Source organism: Acidimicrobiia bacterium (assembly GCA_040881685.1).
Classification (GTDB): domain Bacteria; phylum Actinomycetota; class Acidimicrobiia; order IMCC26256; family PALSA-555; genus SHVJ01.
Genome location: JBBECS010000050.1, coordinates 75,588 through 94,117 on the forward strand (window position 1 = coordinate 75,588; position 18,530 = coordinate 94,117).

Sequence of the window (18,530 nt, forward strand, 5' to 3'; positions counted from 1 at the left end):
ACGGAGCGGAACGTACGACGGGGGTGTGACAAACTCGGACCGAGTGTCCGATTTGTTCACTCTCCTCCCTTTTGCACGTAGCTTTTAACAAAATCCTCTGCGTTCTCCTCGAGCACCTCGTCGATCTCATCGAGCAGATCGTCGAGCTCGCTCTTGAGCTTCTCGCCGCGCTCGGTGGGCGCGGCGACGTCGTCGGTCTCCTGCTCGCGCTCTTTGGGCGCCGGCTTCTGACGACGCTGCTGCTCGGGCATGTCTCGAAGGTACCTCCTCGGGAGCAGTCCCCCGAACCGGGTTCCTGGCTACGAGGCCAGCTGCCCTACGAGGTCAGCTGGGGTCTTCGCGTTCTTGAACAACGCTTCGACGTGAGCCTTGGTTCCCTTGAGGGGCTCCATCATCGGGATCCGCTTCAACGGGTCACCGCCGACGTCGAGGATGATGCTGTCCCAGTTCGCTGCGACGACCGAATCGGGCCACCGCAACAGGCACATGCCGCGGAAGTAGGCGCGCGTCGACGCCGGCGGCTCGGTGGTGGCAGCCATCACGTCGGCCTCGTCCACGAGCCGCTCCACTTTGCCGGCGCGCACGAGGCGCTCGTAGAGCGAGCGGTCAGGGCGTACGTCGTGGTACTGGAGATCAAGCAGCGCGAGCTTGGGGTCGTCCCACGCGAGGCCGTCGCGGTCCACATAGGCCTCGAGCAGTGCGAGCTTGGTGACCCAGTCGAGCTGACCGTCGAGCAGCGAGGGGTCGCGTTCGAGCGCGCCCAGTACTGACTCCCAACGATCGAGCACCTGTTGCCCGACGGTGTCGCCACCGCAGAGCTCGAGGCCGGTCTCGTCGGCGTACTTCTGCGCGAGCCGGAGGAACTCCCACTGCAGCTCGACCGCGGTCATCCGGCCACCGTCGACGAGCTCGATGGTCGCGCGGCACGTGGGGTCGTGTGACACGACGCGCATCGCGGGAACGGTCGACACGACCGAGTAGTCCTTGTCGATGAAGTCGTCCTCGATCATCGCCAAGACGATCGCGGTGGTACCCACCTTCAGGAAGGTGGCGACTTCGCAGAGGTTGGCGTCACCTGCGATCACGTGCAGGCGACGGTAGAGCTGTGGATCGGCATGCGGCTCGTCACGCGTGTTCACGATCGGGCGCTTCAGCGTCGTCTCGAGGCCGACTTCCTCCTCGAAGAAGTCGGCTCGTTGGCTCAGCTGGTACTCGATCGCACCGACGCCGTTCTCTCCGCCGACCTTGCCGGCACCCGTAAACACCTGCCGGGTAACGAACCACGGAAGGAGGTAGCGCACGAGGTTGGCGAACGGCACCGCGCGGTCGACGAGGTAGTTCTCGTGGGTGCCGTAGCTGTTGCCCTTGCCGTCGGAGTTGTTCTTGTAGACGACCACCTCCTGCCCCGGCTCGAGCAGGCGACGCGCCGCGAGCATCGATCGCGCGAGTACCCGCTCCCCCGCCTTGTCGGCGATCACGAGCTCGAGCGCATCGGCGCACTCGGGGGTGGAGTACTCGGGGTGGGCGTGATCGACGTAGTAGCGGGCACCGTTCGTGAGGACGGTGTTGACGAGGTGCGTCTCGATCTCCGGCGGCTGCGAGCCGTCACGAGCGAACCCGCGGGCGTCGCGTCCAGGTGACTCGTCCTCGAAGTCCCAGCCGACCTTGTGGTGCTCTACGTAGCCGTTGATCAGCATCGACGATGCGAGCACAGGGTTGGCCTCTCCTGCGCCGCGGAGGACGACCCCGTACTCCGTTTCGATGCCACACACCTTCGGAACGGCCACAGATCAATGCTACTGGCGCCCCGGCCAGGCCCCCTGACCCGCGAAATCGGTTGTCTGACAGGACGTCGAGGAAGAAGCATCGCCGTATGCCCTCCGAGCAGCTCACGCAGACCGACGCGGTGACCGTGCGACGAAAGGTCGAACGCGCCGACTACCGGCGAATAAGCGCGAACGCGATCCTCGACGAGGCACTCGTCGCGCACGTCGGCATCGTGGTCGACGGCCAGCCGTTCATCATCCCGATGGCGTTCGGTCGCGACGGCGATCGACTGATCCTGCACGGCTCGAACGCGAGCAGATTGCTGCGGACACTCAGCGAGGGCGGGCCGGTGTGCGTCACGGTGACCATCATCGACGGCGTGGTGCTTGCGCGCTCGCAGTTCCACACGTCGATGAACTATCGCTCGGTGGTGATCGTGGGCGAAGCACGCGCGATCTCCGACCTCGACGAGAAGCGGCGCGCCATGCGGTGCCTCGTCGAGCACGTGATGCCTGGGCGCAGTGGCGAGGCGCGCCCACCCACCGACTCGGAGCTCCGCCAGATCACGGCCGTCGAGATCCCGATCGACACTGCGTCCGTGAAGGCCCGGACCGAAGGGGTCTTGGACGAGCCGGAAGACCTCGAGCTCGACATCTGGGCCGGCGTGGTACCGGTGCGAACCGATTTCGGATCGCCCTTGCCGGAGTCCGACCTGCGCGCAGGCATCGCGCCGCCACCCTCGGTCTCGCCGTATGCACGGCCCTGATCGGATCGCCGAACGCCGGCTTCGCCGGCGTTCAACCACCTCGACGCGAAATGGGCGGCGCCGGGGGGAGCCGACGAGGGGGGCAGCCCCCCTCGTCACAAGTACTGGCCGGTGGTGACGCGCTCGATCTGACGACCGCCGGTGGCTTCTTCGCCTTCGGACATCAGCGTGCGCACGTAGACGATGCGCTCACCCTTCTTGCCCGAGATCTTCGCCCAGTCGTCCGGGTTCGTGGTGTTGGGAAGATCCTCGTGCTCGCGGTACTCCTGCTTGATCGAGGCGAGGAGATCGTCGGTCGAGATGCCGCGCTGGCCGCCCTCGATCTGTCGCTTGATCGAAAGCTTCTTCGAACGCCGCACGATGTTCTCGATCATGGCGCCCGACGAGAAGTCTCGGAAGTAGAGCACTTCCTTGTCGCCGTTCTGATAGGTGACCTCGAGGAAGCGGTTCTCGTCGTCTTCGGCGTACATGCGCTCGACCGCGGCCGCGATCATCGCGTCGATCGCCTTGTCGGCGGCGCCGTACTTCGTGACCTCCTCCTCGGAGATGGGCAGGGCCGCGGTGAGGTATTGCGTGAAGATCTGCCGCGCGCTCGACTCGTCCGGCCGCTCGATCTTGATCTTCACATCGAGACGGCCAGGGCGAAGGATGGCCGGGTCGATGAGGTCTTCTCGGTTCGACGCGCCGATGACGATCACGTTCTTCAGGCTTTCGACCCCGTCGATCTCAGCGAGCAGCTGCGGGACGATCGTGCTCTCGATGTCGGACGAGATACCCGTACCGCGCGTGCGGAACAGGGAGTCCATCTCGTCGAAGAACACGATCACCGGCACGCCCTCTTCGGACTTCTCACGCGCGCGCTGGAAGATGAGGCGGATCTGGCGCTCGGTCTCGCCGACGTACTTGTTGAGCAACTCCGGACCCTTGATGTTGAGGAAGTAAGACCGTGTCGATTCGTTGCCGGTCTTCTCCGCGACACGCTTGGCCAACGAGTTCGCGACGGCCTTCGCGATCAGCGTCTTGCCACACCCCGGCGGTCCGTACAGCAGAATGCCCTTCGGCGGCTGGAGCTCGTGCTCGTGGAAGAGCTCGGCGTACAGGTACGGGAGCTCGACCGCGTCGCGAATCTGCTCGATCTGGTCGTCGAGTCCACCGACGTCGTCGTACGTCACGTCGGGCACCTCTTCGAGGACCAGCTCTTCCACTTCGGGGCGTGGCAGCCGTTCCACCACGAGACCGGAGCGGGCATCCATCAACAGGTGGTCGCCCGAGCGCAGCTTCTCGCCGATCAGCGCGCCCGCGAGCTCGCACACGCGCTCCTCGTCGGCGCGTCCGATCACGAGCACTCGGCGGGCGTCGTCCATGAGCTCCTTGAGCACGACGACTTCGCCGGAGATCTCAAGCCCGCGAGCGAGCACCACGTTCAGCGACTCGTTGAGCGCAACCTCCTGGCCCCGCTCCATCGCCTCGAGGTCGACCTCGGGGTGGACCGCGACGCGCATCTTGCGGCCGGCCGTGAAGATGTCGACGGTGCCGTCGTCGTTGGAGGCGAGGAAGGTGCCGTACGCCGAGGGCGGCATCGTGAGCTTCTCGACCTCTTCGCGCAGCGCCGCGATGTGCTCACGCGCTTCGCGGAGCGTGGCCGAGAGGCGCTCGTTCTGCGACACCGCTTGGGCGAGCTGGCCCTTGGCCTCGAGCAAGCGCTCCTCGAGCGTCCGGACACGCTTGGGGGCGTCTTGAAGCCGACGCCGGAGGACCACAACCTCTTCCTCCAACGCCTTGAGCTGTGACTGGAGGTCACCGACCTGGCGCTCGTACTCGGCGAGGCGCCGCTCGTGCTCCGCCGTCACGTGACACCTCCAGGCCCCGGATTGGGCTGTTTTCCGGGATTCGCGGACACTACACCGATGATTTCAGCACGCCGTGGCACCTCGGCCGGCCACATTTACCCCGCCACGGCTTGAGAAATGCGGAACGTCGGTCTACCCTGATTCGAGCACCCCGAGAAGGAGATGCTCTCGACCATGAAGGTCTGGATCGATCAAGACCTCTGCACCGGCGACGGTCTCTGCGAGGAGATCGCACCCGACGTGTTCACCCTTCTCGACGACGGACTCGCGTACGTGAAGGAAGGTGCGAAGGTCTTCAGCGAGCCGGGCGGTGCCGAAGGTCTCGCCGCGGTTCCCGCCGGCATGGAAGAAGCTGTCATCGAGTCGGCCGAAGAGTGCCCAGGAGAGTGCATCTTCATCGAAGTGGACTAGCCCCAGGGCGAGCCGCCCTGGTGAGCAGCTAGCCGACCAAGCACCGGCCAGTTCCTACTGGCGTCGCCGCGTCCGCGTTGATCGTTTCGATGATCCCCTCTGCCACTTCGCCGTGGGTGAGCGCGTAGGCGGTGCTGTCGGCCCCGGGATCGACCGCGAATGCCACGCCGACGACCCGCCCCTCCGCGTCGAACAGCGGTCCACCCGAGTCGCCCGGTGCCAGCGCGGCAGCGAGCACGTACACCTCACGCACGGTGGACGCACTTCGGTAGATGTTCGTACCTTCAGCGAGGATCTCCTCGGCGATGCGCGCCGGCGACTGCCGGAGCGAGCCGCCTCCTGGGTATCCCATCACGGCTCCCGCCGCGTCGAGATCGCCGTCGGCTTGTGGCAGGGCGTCGAGGTCGAGGCTTGGCACGCGCAGCACGGCCAGATCCCGCTCCGAGTCGAACAGCACAACGAGGGCGTCAAGTCGCCGCCCTGCCGTGGTGAAGACCGTCGTTTGCTGCTCGCCCGCGACCACGTGTGCATTCGTGACCACGAGGTCCGACGCGACCACCCACCCGCTCCCCTGCTGGATGAGGTCGCACGCGCGCCCCTCGATCTTCACCACCGATCGCGCGACGCGCGCCGCGATGCCGGGGAGGAGCCCGCCTCCGGGCGGTGGGCCCACATCTTCGGGCCGGTCGTGCAGATCGAACACGCCGGGGAACGGCGCAGCGTCGACGAGACGCCCGAGCGTCTCGAGCGAGTCCGGTGGTGCTGGTGCGTACCGATCCACCGCGCGCACGATCGCCGAGCCGCGCGCTGTGCGAGCCGGCCAACCGGGTGCGCTGGCGAGCGCGGGCGTGAGGAGCCAGATGATCACGAAGATCGCGAATCCACCCGCGAGCGCACCCCCGGTGCGATCCGCCACGCTCAGGATGCCTCTCGCCGGTAGGTGGCGACGGAGCAGCGATCCGATCGCGATCCCGACGGTCTGGCCGATCACCGTCATGAGGAAGAGGAAGGCCAGCGAGCCGACCAGCCGGGTCGAGGGTGTGGAGCTGCGCAGCTCGTTGGCGACGTCGTCCACGAACAGGACTCCGACGATCACACCGACGGACAGACCGAGCCATGACAGGGCGCGGGTCATGAGCCCGTAGCGATACCCGGCGTAGGCCGCGCCACACGCGACCAGCGTGATGACTGCGTCGAGCCAGTTCACCCGCTGGGAACGAGCAACCGCGCGCTGGTGAGGAAGCCCGTGTGCGCAACCATGCGATGGTCTGGACGCACCGATTGACCCTCGACGTGCCATGTCCGGTGCAGGACCTCGAGGCTCTGCGCCATGCCGAACGCCGACTCTTCGAGCTCTTCGCGCAGACGCGCGACTTGACCGATCGTCGGCAGATACGCGATGAGAATGCCGCCGGGGCGCAACGCGGACTCCGCGTGCTTCACCACGCGCCACGGCTCGGGTAGGTCGAGGACGACACGATCGAGCTCGTCTTCGTCGATCCCGTCATACACGTCGCGTACCGTCACGTGGAGCGGGACGTCTGCACCGAGCAGTCCCTCGACGTTGCGCCGGGCGCGCTCGGCAAAGTCGTCGCGGATCTCGTAGCCGATGACGCGACCCGTGGGACCGATCGCACGCAGCAATGCCATCGTCAAAGCACCCGAGCCGACGCCAGATTCGAGCACCACCGCCCCCGGAAAGATATCTCCCAGCACGAGGATCGGTCCGAGGTCCTTCGGATAGATCACCTGCGCGCCCCGCGGCATCTCCAGCACGTACTCAGCCAGCGTCGGCCGCACCGCCACAAGGCGCGCGCCGAGGGTCGTTCGCACGGTCATGCCCTCCGGGGCACCGATGAGATCGTCGTGGCGAACCACGCCGGTGTGCAGGTGGAACTCGCCACCAGCTGCCAGCGTCACCAGATGTCGCCGACGCTTCGCGTCGACGAGCAGCACTCGATCCCCTGACTCGAACGCGCCCGGCACCCGCTACTCCTCGTCTCTGGTCGAAGCGCTCGAAGCACGCTCCTGGAGACGACAGAACGCGCAGACCTCACCCGTCGTCGGACTTCCACATTCACGGCACGCGCCGAGCGCTTCGCGCTCCTCGCTCGCGACGGATTCGAATCGCGAGTGCGCGCGCTCGAGGAACCCGAACAAGAACGCCGACTTCGATCCCGGCGACCGGTCTTCGAGCGCGTTGAGCACCTCCTTGTACCCGAGGTGGCGGTTGCCCTCGGCCATCGGGCACTCCTCGACCTGGTAGTCGATCGATTGCAGCACGCAGTACGCAGCCATCTCGCGCTCGCCGAGCCGCACCAAAGGCTTCACCTTGCGCACGAAGCCCGGCGCGGCGGGAAGCACCGGGTGCTGTCGCCCGAGATACCCGGTCTCCCACCGCAGCACGTTGCCCAAGAGGACAGCGGCCTCGTCATCGAGGTTGTGGCCGGTCGCAACGATGTCGTAGCCGTGGTCCCGTGCAAAGGCGTTGAAGACGTGACGCTTCGACAATCCACACGCACCACACGGTGAGCGATGCGTCGCTGAGGCCGCCGCCGGCACCGTGAAGCCGAGGTCGCTGCCGAGGTCCACCTCGTGGAGCTTGCGACCATGGGCAGCGGCATACGCGCGCGCATAGCCGAGCGATTCGTCGGAGTACTCGTCGATGCCGAGCCCGAGATACAGGCCGTCGACGTCGTGGCCGAGTTCGGCGAGCAGGTCCCAGAGGGCGAGCGAGTCCTTGCCGCCCGAGACTGCGACCACCACCCGGTCACCCTCCTCGATCATGTGGTGGTCGTGCAGCGCACGCCGGACTTGCTCGCGGCAGTGAACGAGGAAGTGGTCTCGGCAGAAACCCGCGTTGTGGCGACGGATGTCGATCACTGCCGGCCCGCGGCACACGCGGCACTTCATGGCCGTGCCCCACCGGAGATGACCGGACGGATCTCCAACCTGCCTCGCTCGCTCTCTGCGACTCCATTGGTCGCCGCCGCGAGCGCCGGCTCCTGCGGGAGCGGTCGGCAAAGCCGCCGCTCTCCGCGCCGGGATACCCGTCTCGCGGGCGTTCGCTCGCTGGGCGAGCTCCCTTCGGTCGCCGCGACTGCACCACCTGATATGACCGGACGGATCTCAACGTGTGCGGCGTCTTCGAGGCGCGCGTCGTGAGTGACGAGCTCTTCGCCCACGATGACGAGCACTGACTCCGGGTTCAGCTCGAGACGCTGAAGGAGCGCGGCGACTGTCAGCGGACCGGGCATCTCGAGCTCGCGCCGCGGGTTGCGCAGCAGGATCTTCACCCTCGAAAGGCTACCGGCGTGTCCGCTTGCCGCGACCACCATCGTGACGAGCCACGGTGCGCACTTCGATCCCCTGTCCGGGCTTCAACTCGGTCGTGAACACCGTCTCGGGCTGTTCGGTGAAGATCCGCCGAGCGATCTGGAGGGCTGCTGCGGTCATTCCTACATAGAGCCAACCGCGCGATCCGTCACGTAACCCGCGACGCAAACCGGTGCGCATGAGCTTCGCGACGATCGCTGCCATCGCCGACCCTCAGACGCGACGAACTTCGACGATCGTCCGGCGACGTCGACCGCGCCGACGCCCCATCAGGTACGCGATGCCGACCGCTGCCACGGCCGCGGCCACGCCAACCCCGCGGCCGATGCCCCGAGCCGTGTCCGCGCCGGCGCGGCCCTCGCCTTGAACCTCCCGAAACTTCGCCTCCAGATCGTCACGCGTGATCGCGCGTGACACACCGACGTTGCTCATGTCTTCTTCTCCTTGCGTTCCTTGCGCTCGCGCCGTGAACGGCGCGCCATCCAGGTGACCATCCCGCCAACGATCAACAGAACGAACGTGATGCCGTACGGCGCCCACGACCAGTCGCCTTCGAACGTGTCGCCCGTCTCGGTTTGGAGCGCACGGAGCGCGCCAACACCCAAGAGCAACGCGCCGAGCCCCAGGAGCAACGCCCCGGCGATCCCGAACGCGATGTAGCGCCCGAGCTGACGCAAGGGCACGACCGTCTCTTGCTTGACGTACGTGACGATCAGATCGCGCAGTTCGAGCACGAGCTGCGGGAGCGGCGCGCTCGGTGCTCCTCCGGTCGCGTCGCCAGTGTCCGCCATCAGCGGGCGAGTCTACGGTTCCGAGCGACCAGGTTCCCCGGCCGGGCGCGGCACGAGCTGATCGCCCGCGGGGGCGTCGGGGAACGTGGCGATGATCGTCGCGATCTGGCTGCGCAGCCCGATCCCACCGGTCTCGGTGAAGGCTCCGTTCGCGATGAACGCGAACCGCAAAGGACGCCCGACCTCGATGAGCCCTACCAAGCCGGTGACGCCGTCCAGCGACCCGGTCTTGCCTCGGAGCTTGCCCTCGAGCACGGTCCCGTCGAGCTGCTCCACGAGCGTGCCGGACTGCCCCGCGACCGCCAGTCCGCTCCACAACGCAGCGAACTCGGGTTCGGCACCGAGATCCAACGTTGCATCGAGCAGCTGGCACGTCACCCGGTTCCCGCGGTCGAGACCGGAGCCGTCGACGATCGCGAGGTTCGCCGTTGGGAGTCCGAGCTCGTTGAGCGTCTGCGTGATCGCTTGGATACCCGCGGCGGTCGTCCCCTGTTGCGTCACCTGGAGCCCGATCTCGCGGGTGAGGAGTTCCGCTCCGAGGTTGTCGCTGGCGCTGATCATCTCGCCGATGACCGCGGACATCGGTGGCGACTCGATCGTCGCGATCTCCACGGCCCCCTTGGGTGACGTTCCCCGATCTGCGCCGCGCCCGATCGTGACGCCGCGCGCCTCCAACAGGCGTCCGAGTTCGGCCGCCGCGAACACGGCAGGGTCCGGCACCGGGATCGGGGTCGGTTGCAGCTGGCTGAAGCCGCCGTTCACGGTCAGCGCGCCGAGCGGGCCCACCTGCCCTTCCGTGCGGTACGTGTCCTTCCACGTCGGGAGGTATCGCAACGTCTCGTAGCGCGAGTCGTCACCGACGATGCCGCCGGGAATCGTGCGCACGCCCGCAGCAACCAAGGAGTCGGCCAACGCGCTGAACGACGTGGTTGGCATGCCTCGGAGCTCGGGCAGCTGCTCTCGAAGCGCCTGCGCCTCCGGGGTCATGAGGAGGAAGTCGCCGCCGCCCACGAGCCAGAGCCGCTCGATCACACCATCCTTGGGCGCGGCCGCGGCAACGGCTCGCGTCACGAGATGCGCGTCCGCACCGAGTACAGCGAGCGCGACCGCACCCGTGACGAGCTTCTCGGTCGAGGCCGGCACGAGCGGAACGTCGGGCGAGCGCACAGCGATCGGCGCGCCCCCCTCATCGACGACGAAACATGCGTCGACTCCCACAACGGCAGCATCGAGCGCGATCTGGAGGCGTTGGCCACCAACGGCGTCGACAATCGGCTGGGGGACCCGGCGGGGTGACCACACGGGCGTGGCGACCGCTCCTCGGTTCACGGCCTCGACCGTCGCATCACTTCGTCGGATGCCGAGGAACGCGCACACGCCCGCGACCACGGCAAGCACGACGGCCAGCGTTCGAGTCGGGGTCATGTCGTCGTCCGCTCGCGTCGCGCGCGATGGCGTGCATAGTGCCAGAGGTGCTCCAAGGCGATCACGGCGCGATGCGCCGACGGGTAGCACAGGCGCCCGGTGGCTCGAACCGTGCGCGGGCCGGCATTCGAGGGATCCGTGACCGCGAGCTCGGTTGCAGTGAGGACTGGCTTCCCTGTCGTCGCGCTGACGTCGGCCGCGGCTTCGGCGAAGCGTTCGTCTTGACGCTCGTGGTACGCAACGATGCGCTCGAGCCCGTGAGCCGGCCAAAACCGCCCGTCGCGCATGAGACGCGCCTGGTTCGACTGGATCCCAAGCCCGAGATAGATCACCGCGTCGACATCGTCGTGTCGCGCGACGAGATCGAGCACCTCGGGGATCGTGTCGCGCGTCTCGGCCCCGGCGAAGTCGATTGGGTTGCTGCGACTCCAGCGCGGCGGCAGGCGAAGGTCGATCTCGGCGCGGAGGTCGTCTGGGAGCGCGACGAGATCGAGTGACGAGCGGCTGATCACATCAGCGGTGACGACTCCCCACCCGCCCGCCGTGGTCACGACGGCGACACGCGGCCCGCGTGGGAGTGGTTGCGTCGCGAATGTGGCTGCCGCGTCGAACGCTTCCTCGATCGTGGCGGTCCTGGTGATGCCGGCTTGGCGACACATGCCGTCGAAGACACGATCGTCTGAGGCGAGCGCACCAGTGTGGGAAGAAGCAGCACGCGCTCCGCCGCCGGTCGTACCACCCTTGAGGAGCACGAGCGGCATGGCTGCTGAGGCCGATCGCGCCCGGTCGAAGAAGGTCCGACCGTCGCCCACATCCTCTACATACGCCAATGCGACTCGCGTCTCGGGATCGGAGGCGTAGTACTCGAGGAGGTCGGCCACGGTGACGACTGCGGCGTTCCCGGCCGAGACGGCGCGACTGACGCCCACTCCTGTTGCCACCGCGTAGTTCTGGAACGAGGACACGAAGTTGCCCGACTGGCTCGCGATCCCGATTGGGCCTCGCGGCGGGTTCGGAGCGACGATCTGGGCACACAGCTGCGCGGGCGTCGATACCACCCCTTGCCCGTTCGGGCCGACGAGCAGGATTCCGAGCTCTCGAGCCACCGCGACGAGCTCGGCTTCGGCGGCGCGCCCCTCCGGCCCCGCCTCGCCATAGCCCGCTGACGTGACGAAGGCGGCGCGCGCGCCCCGGGCCGCGCATGCGCGCAGCAGCTCCACGTTCGCCGCGGCCGGCGTGCAGACGAAGACCAGGTCGAAGACGGCGTCCTCGGGCAGGTCAGCGACGGAGGGCGCCATCGGGACACCCAGCACCTCGCCACCATCGAGGTTCGTCCCGAACACGGAGCCCGCGTATCCCTGCGTGAGGATGTTGTGGAGCGCGACGAAGCCGAACTTGCCCGGGTGGTTGGACACGCCGGCGACGAGGACACCTCGGGGCGCGAAGAGCGCGTCGAAGTCTCCGGATCGCTCGGCTTCGGTCATGCACCGACCTCGACCAACGCGTCCACGGCAACCGGTCGGCCGTTCGCGATCACGAGCGGGTTCACGTCGACCGACTCGATGTCCGGGCGTGCGACGGCGAGTCGCGAGAGTCCTTGCAAGACTTCTGCCACGGCCTGTCGGTCGAGGGCAGCCTCACCGCGTATCGCGCTGAGCAGCGCTTGGCCATCGAGCGCGTCGAGCATCTCGAGTGCGTCGACCTCGTCAATCGGGACGAGGGCAAACGCCACATCGGCGAGTGCTTCCGCGTACACACCACCGATCCCGACCATGACGCACGGCCCGAACTGCGGGTCTCGGTGCACGCCCGCGATGAGCTCCCGGCTACCGCTCACCATCGCCGCGACGAGCAAGGTGACGTCGCCATCCTCGGGACGAGTGTTGGCAAGCAGCTCGACCGCGGCCGACTCCACCGCGTGTGGCGTCGTGAGCGAGAGCCGCACGAGTCCGCGCTCCGTCTTGTGGGCGATGCCCTCGCCGTTGATCTTCAGCGCCACCGGGTAACCGAGCTCCTCGGCGGCACCTGCCGCTGCGGCGGGGTCCGCGGCCACGAGCTCGTCCACCACCGGGACGCCGAACTCGGCCACCAGTCGTTTCGACTCGTGCTCACTCAACATGCGCCCCACGACGGGTCGCCCCTCAGACAGCGCGCTCGTGGCCGCGCCAGAACTCGTCACGGAGCGTCCGCTTCAGCAGCTTGCCGGCGTCGGTACGCGGGAGCTCGGCGCGGATCTCGAACGTGCGCGGTCGCTTGTAGCCGGCGAGTCGCCCGGCAACGAAGGCGTGCAAGTCGTCTGGCGTCGGCGCGGTTCCTACCTTCGGCTGGACGATCGCGTACACGCTCTCGCCCCACTCGTCATCGGGTATCCCGAAGACGGCAGCGTCGAGGACGTCGGGATGTTCGTGCAGCACCGCTTCGATCTCGGCCGGATAGATGTTCACACCGCCGGAGATGATCATGTCCTTCTTGCGGTCGCAGATGTGCACGTATCCCTCGTCATCGAGGTACGCCACGTCGCCGACGGACTTCCACTCTCCCCCGCTCAGCTCTGGGAGCCGTTCCTCCGTCCGGTGGTACCCGTCCATCGCTAGCCGCGTGCGGATGAACAGCTCGCCAGGTTCATCGACTGCAGCTTCGACGCCGTCGTCCCGCACGATCTTCACGTCGATCGCGCCGTAGGTCTTCCCACACGATCCGGGTTTGCGGAGCTGGTCCTCGGGCTTGAGCACGGTCACGACACCGAGCTCGGTCGATCCGTACACCTCGTAGAGGAAGCCGTCGCCGAGCTTCTCGATCACTTCCTGCTTCAACGCGTATGGCACGGGCGCAGCGTTCGCGACGAGCGAGCGCATGGTGGAAAGTTCAGCCTTCGCGAGCTCCTCGGCTGGCAGGCTCACGATGCGCTTGAGCTGTGTCGGCGCCGAGAACGAGTTCGTGACCCCGTAGTCCTTGACGAGACGAAGCCACGCGACCGGGTCGAAGCGTCGGAGGACCACCACGAGGCATCCGAGTGTGTGGTTCAGCGACGCCCACGCCAACGGTCCCGAGTGGTACAGCGGTCCGGTCGTGACATGGACCTCGTTGCCCGGTTGGAGCCCGATCTCGGACAACAGCGTGAGCACCGTCTCGGGATCGGTACTCGTGCGCAGCGCGCCCTTGGGCTTCCCCGTCGTGCCTGACGTGTAGATCATCGCGGCGCCGGCGCTCGCATCTGGTGCAGCCTTTGGCTCGGTTGTGGGCTGACCCTCGAGCGTCTCCGCCCATGAGCGCATCCCAGCCGGCACGTCGCCGCCGTACACGATCACCTCGCGCAGCTTCGGCAACTGATCCCGGACGCTTGCCAGCATCGGGGCCTGCTCGGCGTCGATGACGACCAGCGTGGCGTCGGAGTTGTCAATCACGTACGCCATCTCGTCGGCGGTGAACCGGTACGACAGCGGCACCGCGACCAGCAAGCTCTTTCGAGCGGCGTGGATCGTCACCAGCACTTCGAGCGAGTTGGGCCCGCACCACACCAGACGCTCACCCGGCCGTGCGCCGAGCGCGAGCATGCCGTTCGCGAGCTGGTTGACCTGCGCATCGAGCTCGGCGAACGTCGTGATCGATGGCCGACCGCCGCCGGCCGCGTCGACGATGACGGCGGGTGACTCACCGATCGCGGCGGCGTGCATCGTCAGAGGATCAGGCACTCTCGCTGTGCTCCCACTCGTCTCGAGCTTGTCGACCGGCTCTGCTCAGCCCGCCGCGTCGGCACCAAAGCGCCGGTAGCCTACGTCGGTGGCCGCGACGACCGTGCTCGCCGCGGTCATCTGCCCTCCCGGTCCTCCACGCGTCGGTTGGGTCGCGATCGCCGACGGGATCATCGTGGAGGTCGGCGATGGGCGGCCCCCGGGCGGAGCACACGACCTCGGGTCAAAGATCCTGGCGCCGGGCTTCATCGACCTCCAGGTCAACGGTGTTCGCGACGTCGACTTTCGTACCGCAACACAGGAGCAGTGGCGACGCGCAAGCAACGCGCTGGCGCGATGCGGGACGACCGCGTTCTGCCCGACATTTGTCAGCACAAACCTCGCCGACTACGACGCAATGCTCACCCGCGCCGCGGCAGCACGCGCCGACTCAGCCGCCGAGCCCGGCCACGCGTCGATCCTCGGCATCCATCTGGAAGGACCGTTCCTCGGTGGAGCACCGGGCGCGCACCGGCGCGACGTGCTCGTGCCCGCGGACCTGGCCTGGCTGAACGCGCTCCTGCTCACACACGCCGACCTCGTGCGAGTCGTGACGCTCGCTCCCGAGGCCGATCTGGGTCTCACGGCGACCCGAACCCTCAGCACCGCCGGGGTGATCGTGGCCCTGGGTCATTCGACAGCTACGTACGACGAGGCCATCGCAGCTGCGGATGCGGGCGCGACGGTCGTCACGCACCTGTTCAACGGAATGGGTCCGTTCCATCACCGCGAACCTGGGCTCGTCGGTGCCGCGCTCGATGACGACCGCCTCACTCCAACATTGATCGCGGATCTCGTGCACGTGCACCCCGCGTCACTCCGTCTGGCCATCGCGCGCAAGGCGAACATCGCCCTGGTGAGCGACGTCGTCGCCGACGACGGGCACGACCAGGAAGCTGTTCGAACGGCCGACGGCCGGCTCGCGGGAGCAACGACGCTGCTCGACCGCGCCGTTGGAAACGTCGTCATGCTCGGCGAGTCGATCGAACGGGCGATCACGATGGCCACCGCGGTTCCGGCTCGAGTCGCAGGGTTCGGCGACCGCGGCACGATCGCCGTCGGCAATCGGGCCGATCTCGTGGCACTCGACCCCACATCACTCACCGTCGAGGACGTCTGGATCGCGGGCGATCACGTTCGCGACAACCCGCGATCTAGCGTGTCAGCGTGAACCAGTTCGCGGCCGCACTGTCGCGGCATCCGCTCGCTGCACACGCGGTGGGCGAGACGGCGGGCTCGGTCATGGAGCAGCTCGACGGTGAGGACCCCGATCTCGTCGTCTGCTTCGCGTCACCGCACTTCGTCGGCGCGCTCGACGACCTCGTTCATGCGTTGCGCAACCTCTTGAACCCGCGCGTGCTGCTCGGCGCCACCACCGTGGCCGTGATCGGCAACGCCGAGGAGGTCGAGGACGAACCGGCGTTCTCGTTGTTCGCGGCGTCCCTGCCCGAAGCACAGATCACACCGACGACCCTGACCGTGGAGCAGACGCCAGACGGTCCCGCCATCGTCGGCTGGCCCGACCTCGATGGCGCACCACCCACGCTGCTGCTCCTCGCCGATCCATTCACCTTTCCGGTCGATGCGTTTCTGCGACGGCTCGACGAGGACCGCCCCGGCTTGCGCATCGTCGGCGGTGTCGCATCGGCCAACATGCGCCCCGGCGGGAACCGTGTCGTCCTCGACGCTGACGTGCGCGAGACCGGGGCAGTGGGCGTGTTCATCGACGGCGCGGACATCGAACCGGTCGTGTCTCAAGGCTGCCGTCCCATCGGCCAGCCCTTCGTCGTGACCAGTGCGGAACGAAACTTCATCGCCGAGCTCGGTGGGCGCCCGGCAATCGAGCGATTGCAGGAGCTCGCGGAAGGGCTCGAAGAGGAAGACCGAGAGCTCGTCCGCCACGGCCTGCACCTCGGCGTGGTCGTCGACGAGCATCAGCCATCCTTCGGTCGAGGGGACTTTCTCGTGCGCAACATCGTCGGTGCGGACCGTACGACCGGCGCGCTCGCGTTGGGCGACGAGGTGGCCGTGGGCCAGACCGTCCAGTTCCAGGTGCGCGACGCGGCTGCGGCCGACGAGGATCTGCGGTCGCTCCTCGCGGACGCCGCGGCTGCAGCTGCGCTCGTCTTCACCTGCAACGGGCGGGGCCGGCATCTCTTCGGAGTGCCTGACCACGACGCCGGGGTCGTGGCCGAGCTCCTCGGGCCCATCCCCGCCGCCGGTGCCTTCTGCGCGGGCGAGATCGGGCCGATCGGTGGCCGCAACTTCCTGCACGGCTTCACCGCGAGCCTCGCCCTGTTCACGTGATCCAATCTTCGGGTACTCCAGCTCATATGGCACGCCACGATTCGCTTGCCGCGCCATAGTGGAGATCGGAGCAGCCGAGCGCTCCCAACGGGACGGGGCCGGGTAACCCGGCCCCGAGCGAACGCGACCATGAAGGAGGAACGGGTGGCGGTCAGCGAGCTCGAGCAACGCGGGATCAACGTGGTCCGCGGGCTGGCGATCGACGCGGTACAGCAGGCCAACTCTGGGCACCCGGGCACACCCCTCGCACTTGCCCCGCTCGCCCACGTGCTGTTCACACGCGTGATGCGCTACGACGCAGGTGCGCCCGAGTGGCCTGACCGCGACCGCTTCGTGCTCTCGGCCGGACACGCATCGATGCTGCTCTACGCGATGTTGTACGTGACCGGCTTCGGGCTCGAGCTTGACGACCTGCGCGCGTTCCGCCAGCTCGGCTCGCGCACTCCTGGTCATCCGGAGTACCGGCACACGCCCGGTGTCGAAGTGACGACGGGGCCCCTTGGCCAAGGGTTCGGCAACGGGGTGGGGATCGCACTCGCCGAGGCCAACCTGCGCGCGCGATTCGGTCCTGAGGTCACCGACCACCACGTGTTCACCATCTGCTCGGACGGAGACCTCGAAGAGGGCGTGAGCCACGAAGCCGCGTCCCTGGCTGGTCACCTCGGCCTCGGTCGGCTCGTCTACGTGTACGACGACAACCACATCTCGATCGACGGTCCCACCGAGCTCTCGTACACGGACGACGTACCGAAGCGCTTCGAGGGATACGGCTGGCACATCGTGCAGCTGGGTGAGGTTGCCAACGATGTCGACGCCATCGAAGCCGGCTTGCGCGATGCCATCGCCGAGGACGATCGCCCGAGTCTCGTGATCTTGCGCAGCCACATAGGCTGGCCTTCACCGAAGTACACCGACAGCGAGTTCGCCCACGGAAACCCGCTCGGCGAGGACGAGGTGTGCGCGGTCAAGGAGATCCTCGGACTTCCGGTCGACGAGCCGTTCTTCGCTCCCGACGATGTGATCGCGTTCTATCGCGATGCCGGCACTCGTGGTCGCACGGCGCGTGAGGAGTGGGAACAGCGGCGGGCTGCCCTGCGCGACTCCGAAGCCAATCTTGCAGAGGAGTACGAGGCGTGTCTTGGGTCCCGCGGGCTGCCGGGGTGGGAAGCGAAGCTCCCGAGCTGGCCGGCGGGCGAACAGGTGGCCACGCGGTCTGCGTGCTCGGACGTGCTCGGGGCGATCCTCGACGTCGTTCCGGGCATCGTGTCGGGAGGTGCCGACCTCACGGGCAACACCGGAACCGAGCTCAAGGACGCACCGGTCATCGCGACACACGACTTCGGTGGTCGACAAGTGCACTGGGGTGTTCGCGAGCACGGCATGGGCAGCGTGATGAACGGCATGGCCGTCAGCCACACCGTCCCCGTGGGCGGCACGTTCTTCTGCTTCTCCGACTACATGCGCCCCGCGGTTCGGCTTGCGGCGCTCTCCGGGTACAAGTCCGCATTCGTGTGGTCACACGATTCGATCGGCCTCGGCGAAGACGGTCCGACTCATCAGCCGGTCGAGCACCTCGCGTCACTGCGAGCGATGCCCGGTCTTCGGGTCATCCGACCGGCCGATGCGAACGAGGTCGCGCAAGCGTGGCGAGTGCATCTCGAGGGCGACGGACCGACCGCGATCATCCTCACGCGCCAGAAGCTCCCCGTGCTCGAGGGGACTGCCGAGCGTTGTGCCGCCGGCGTGGCGGCTGGCGGGTACAAGCTGGTCGACGAGACCGGCGGCGCGCCCGACCTGGTGCTCGTCGCGAGCGGATCAGAGGTCTCGTTGTGCGTCGACGCGCGCGAGGCACTCACGGCAGATGGCATCTCCTGTCGCGTCGTGTCGATGCCGTCGTGGGAGCTGTTCGAGGCGCGATCACGCGACGAGCGTGGTCGCGTGCTGCCGCCAGGTGTGCCGACGCTGGCCGTCGAGGCCGGAGCCACCCTCGGCTGGGACCGATACGCCAACGACGTGATCGGCATCGACCACTTCGGTACGTCGGCACCGGGAGCAACCGCGATGACTCATTTCGGCTTCACCGCCGAGCATGTCGTGCAGCGCGCCCGGGCGCTGCTCGGCCGCTGACTCAGGGAAGGACGAGCAA

Annotated in this window: 19 protein-coding genes; 5 read left to right on the forward strand and 14 right to left on the reverse strand. The window is 67.5% G+C overall.

What is annotated here, in order from left to right; genetic code table 11:
- Nucleotides 1-56: 56 nt before the first annotated feature.
- Both WEE69_12965 and dop read right to left on the reverse strand, forming a co-directional pair.
- Nucleotides 57-251, reverse strand: coding sequence for a ubiquitin-like protein Pup (locus WEE69_12965; protein ID MEX1146203.1), 195 nt, complete (start codon nucleotides 249-251; stop codon nucleotides 57-59).
- A gap of 48 nt (nucleotides 252-299) precedes the next feature.
- The gene (gene dop / locus WEE69_12970; GenBank protein ID MEX1146204.1) at nucleotides 300-1,787 is read right to left on the reverse strand and encodes a depupylase/deamidase Dop; all 1,488 of its coding nucleotides are present in this window, start codon (nucleotides 1,785-1,787) and stop codon (nucleotides 300-302) included.
- 86 nt (nucleotides 1,788-1,873) lie between these two features.
- Between dop and WEE69_12975 the strand changes: the two genes are divergently transcribed.
- The gene (locus tag WEE69_12975) at nucleotides 1,874-2,533 is read left to right on the forward strand and encodes a pyridoxamine 5'-phosphate oxidase family protein (GenBank protein MEX1146205.1); all 660 of its coding nucleotides are present in this window, start codon (nucleotides 1,874-1,876) and stop codon (nucleotides 2,531-2,533) included.
- Nucleotides 2,534-2,628: 95 nt separating this feature from the next.
- Here WEE69_12975 and arc read toward each other — a convergent pair whose 3' ends face one another.
- Nucleotides 2,629-4,383, reverse strand: a complete 1,755-nt coding sequence (gene arc, locus WEE69_12980) for a proteasome ATPase (GenBank protein MEX1146206.1) — start codon at nucleotides 4,381-4,383, stop codon at nucleotides 2,629-2,631.
- A gap of 174 nt (nucleotides 4,384-4,557) precedes the next feature.
- On the opposite strand from arc, the gene WEE69_12985 reads away from it, so the two are divergent.
- Nucleotides 4,558-4,794 (forward strand): ferredoxin, encoded by a 237-nt coding sequence (locus WEE69_12985; GenBank protein MEX1146207.1) that lies wholly within the window; start codon nucleotides 4,558-4,560, stop codon nucleotides 4,792-4,794.
- 28 nt (nucleotides 4,795-4,822) lie between these two features.
- On the opposite strand, the gene WEE69_12990 is transcribed toward WEE69_12985, so the two are convergent.
- The 11 genes from WEE69_12990 to WEE69_13040 are packed head-to-tail and all read right to left on the reverse strand — an operon-like array spanning nucleotide 4,823 to nucleotide 14,038.
- The gene (locus WEE69_12990; protein MEX1146208.1) at nucleotides 4,823-6,001 is read right to left on the reverse strand and encodes a MarP family serine protease; all 1,179 of its coding nucleotides are present in this window, start codon (nucleotides 5,999-6,001) and stop codon (nucleotides 4,823-4,825) included.
- Complete coding sequence (locus WEE69_12995) at nucleotides 5,998-6,780, reverse strand: tRNA (adenine-N1)-methyltransferase (protein MEX1146209.1); 783 nt, start codon at nucleotides 6,778-6,780, stop codon at nucleotides 5,998-6,000. Before WEE69_12995 ends, WEE69_12990 begins: the two co-directional genes overlap by 4 nt.
- Before the next feature lie 3 nt (nucleotides 6,781-6,783).
- Nucleotides 6,784-7,707, reverse strand: a complete 924-nt coding sequence (locus WEE69_13000; protein ID MEX1146210.1) for an ATP-binding protein — start codon at nucleotides 7,705-7,707, stop codon at nucleotides 6,784-6,786.
- Nucleotides 7,704-8,090, reverse strand: a complete 387-nt coding sequence (locus tag WEE69_13005) for a MoaD/ThiS family protein (GenBank protein MEX1146211.1) — start codon at nucleotides 8,088-8,090, stop codon at nucleotides 7,704-7,706. Before WEE69_13005 ends, WEE69_13000 begins: the two co-directional genes overlap by 4 nt.
- A gap of 10 nt (nucleotides 8,091-8,100) precedes the next feature.
- The gene (locus WEE69_13010) at nucleotides 8,101-8,334 is read right to left on the reverse strand and encodes a hypothetical protein (protein MEX1146212.1); all 234 of its coding nucleotides are present in this window, start codon (nucleotides 8,332-8,334) and stop codon (nucleotides 8,101-8,103) included.
- Nucleotides 8,335-8,343: 9 nt separating this feature from the next.
- Nucleotides 8,344-8,562 carry a hypothetical protein gene (locus WEE69_13015; GenBank protein ID MEX1146213.1) on the reverse strand — a complete coding sequence of 73 codons (219 nt, stop codon included), beginning with the start codon at nucleotides 8,560-8,562 and terminating at the stop codon, nucleotides 8,344-8,346.
- On the reverse strand, nucleotides 8,559-8,921 hold the full coding sequence (locus WEE69_13020; GenBank protein MEX1146214.1) for a hypothetical protein: 363 nt from the start codon (nucleotides 8,919-8,921) through the stop codon (nucleotides 8,559-8,561). Before WEE69_13020 ends, WEE69_13015 begins: the two co-directional genes overlap by 4 nt.
- A gap of 12 nt (nucleotides 8,922-8,933) precedes the next feature.
- Nucleotides 8,934-10,346, reverse strand: coding sequence for a D-alanyl-D-alanine carboxypeptidase/D-alanyl-D-alanine-endopeptidase (dacB, locus tag WEE69_13025; protein MEX1146215.1), 1,413 nt, complete (start codon nucleotides 10,344-10,346; stop codon nucleotides 8,934-8,936).
- A complete protein-coding gene (locus WEE69_13030; GenBank protein ID MEX1146216.1) occupies nucleotides 10,343-11,830 on the reverse strand; it encodes a CoA-binding protein in 1,488 nt (495 codons plus the stop codon). Before WEE69_13030 ends, dacB begins: the two co-directional genes overlap by 4 nt.
- A complete protein-coding gene (locus tag WEE69_13035) occupies nucleotides 11,827-12,525 on the reverse strand; it encodes an acetate--CoA ligase family protein (GenBank protein MEX1146217.1) in 699 nt (232 codons plus the stop codon). Before WEE69_13035 ends, WEE69_13030 begins: the two co-directional genes overlap by 4 nt.
- Entirely contained in the window at nucleotides 12,488-14,038 is a 1,551-nt protein-coding gene (locus WEE69_13040; protein ID MEX1146218.1) for an AMP-binding protein, read from the reverse strand. Before WEE69_13040 ends, WEE69_13035 begins: the two co-directional genes overlap by 38 nt.
- A gap of 88 nt (nucleotides 14,039-14,126) precedes the next feature.
- On the opposite strand from WEE69_13040, the gene WEE69_13045 reads away from it, so the two are divergent.
- The 3 genes from WEE69_13045 to tkt all read left to right on the forward strand — a co-directional run bounded on the left by WEE69_13045 (nucleotide 14,127) and on the right by tkt (nucleotide 18,511).
- A complete protein-coding gene (locus WEE69_13045) occupies nucleotides 14,127-15,248 on the forward strand; it encodes an amidohydrolase family protein (GenBank protein MEX1146219.1) in 1,122 nt (373 codons plus the stop codon).
- Entirely contained in the window at nucleotides 15,245-16,384 is a 1,140-nt protein-coding gene (locus WEE69_13050; GenBank protein ID MEX1146220.1) for an FIST N-terminal domain-containing protein, read from the forward strand. The genes WEE69_13045 and WEE69_13050 overlap by 4 nt, the downstream gene beginning before the upstream one ends.
- A 129-nt stretch (nucleotides 16,385-16,513) precedes the next feature.
- A complete protein-coding gene (gene tkt / locus WEE69_13055; GenBank protein ID MEX1146221.1) occupies nucleotides 16,514-18,511 on the forward strand; it encodes a transketolase in 1,998 nt (665 codons plus the stop codon).
- Nucleotides 18,512-18,530 lie beyond the last annotated feature (19 nt).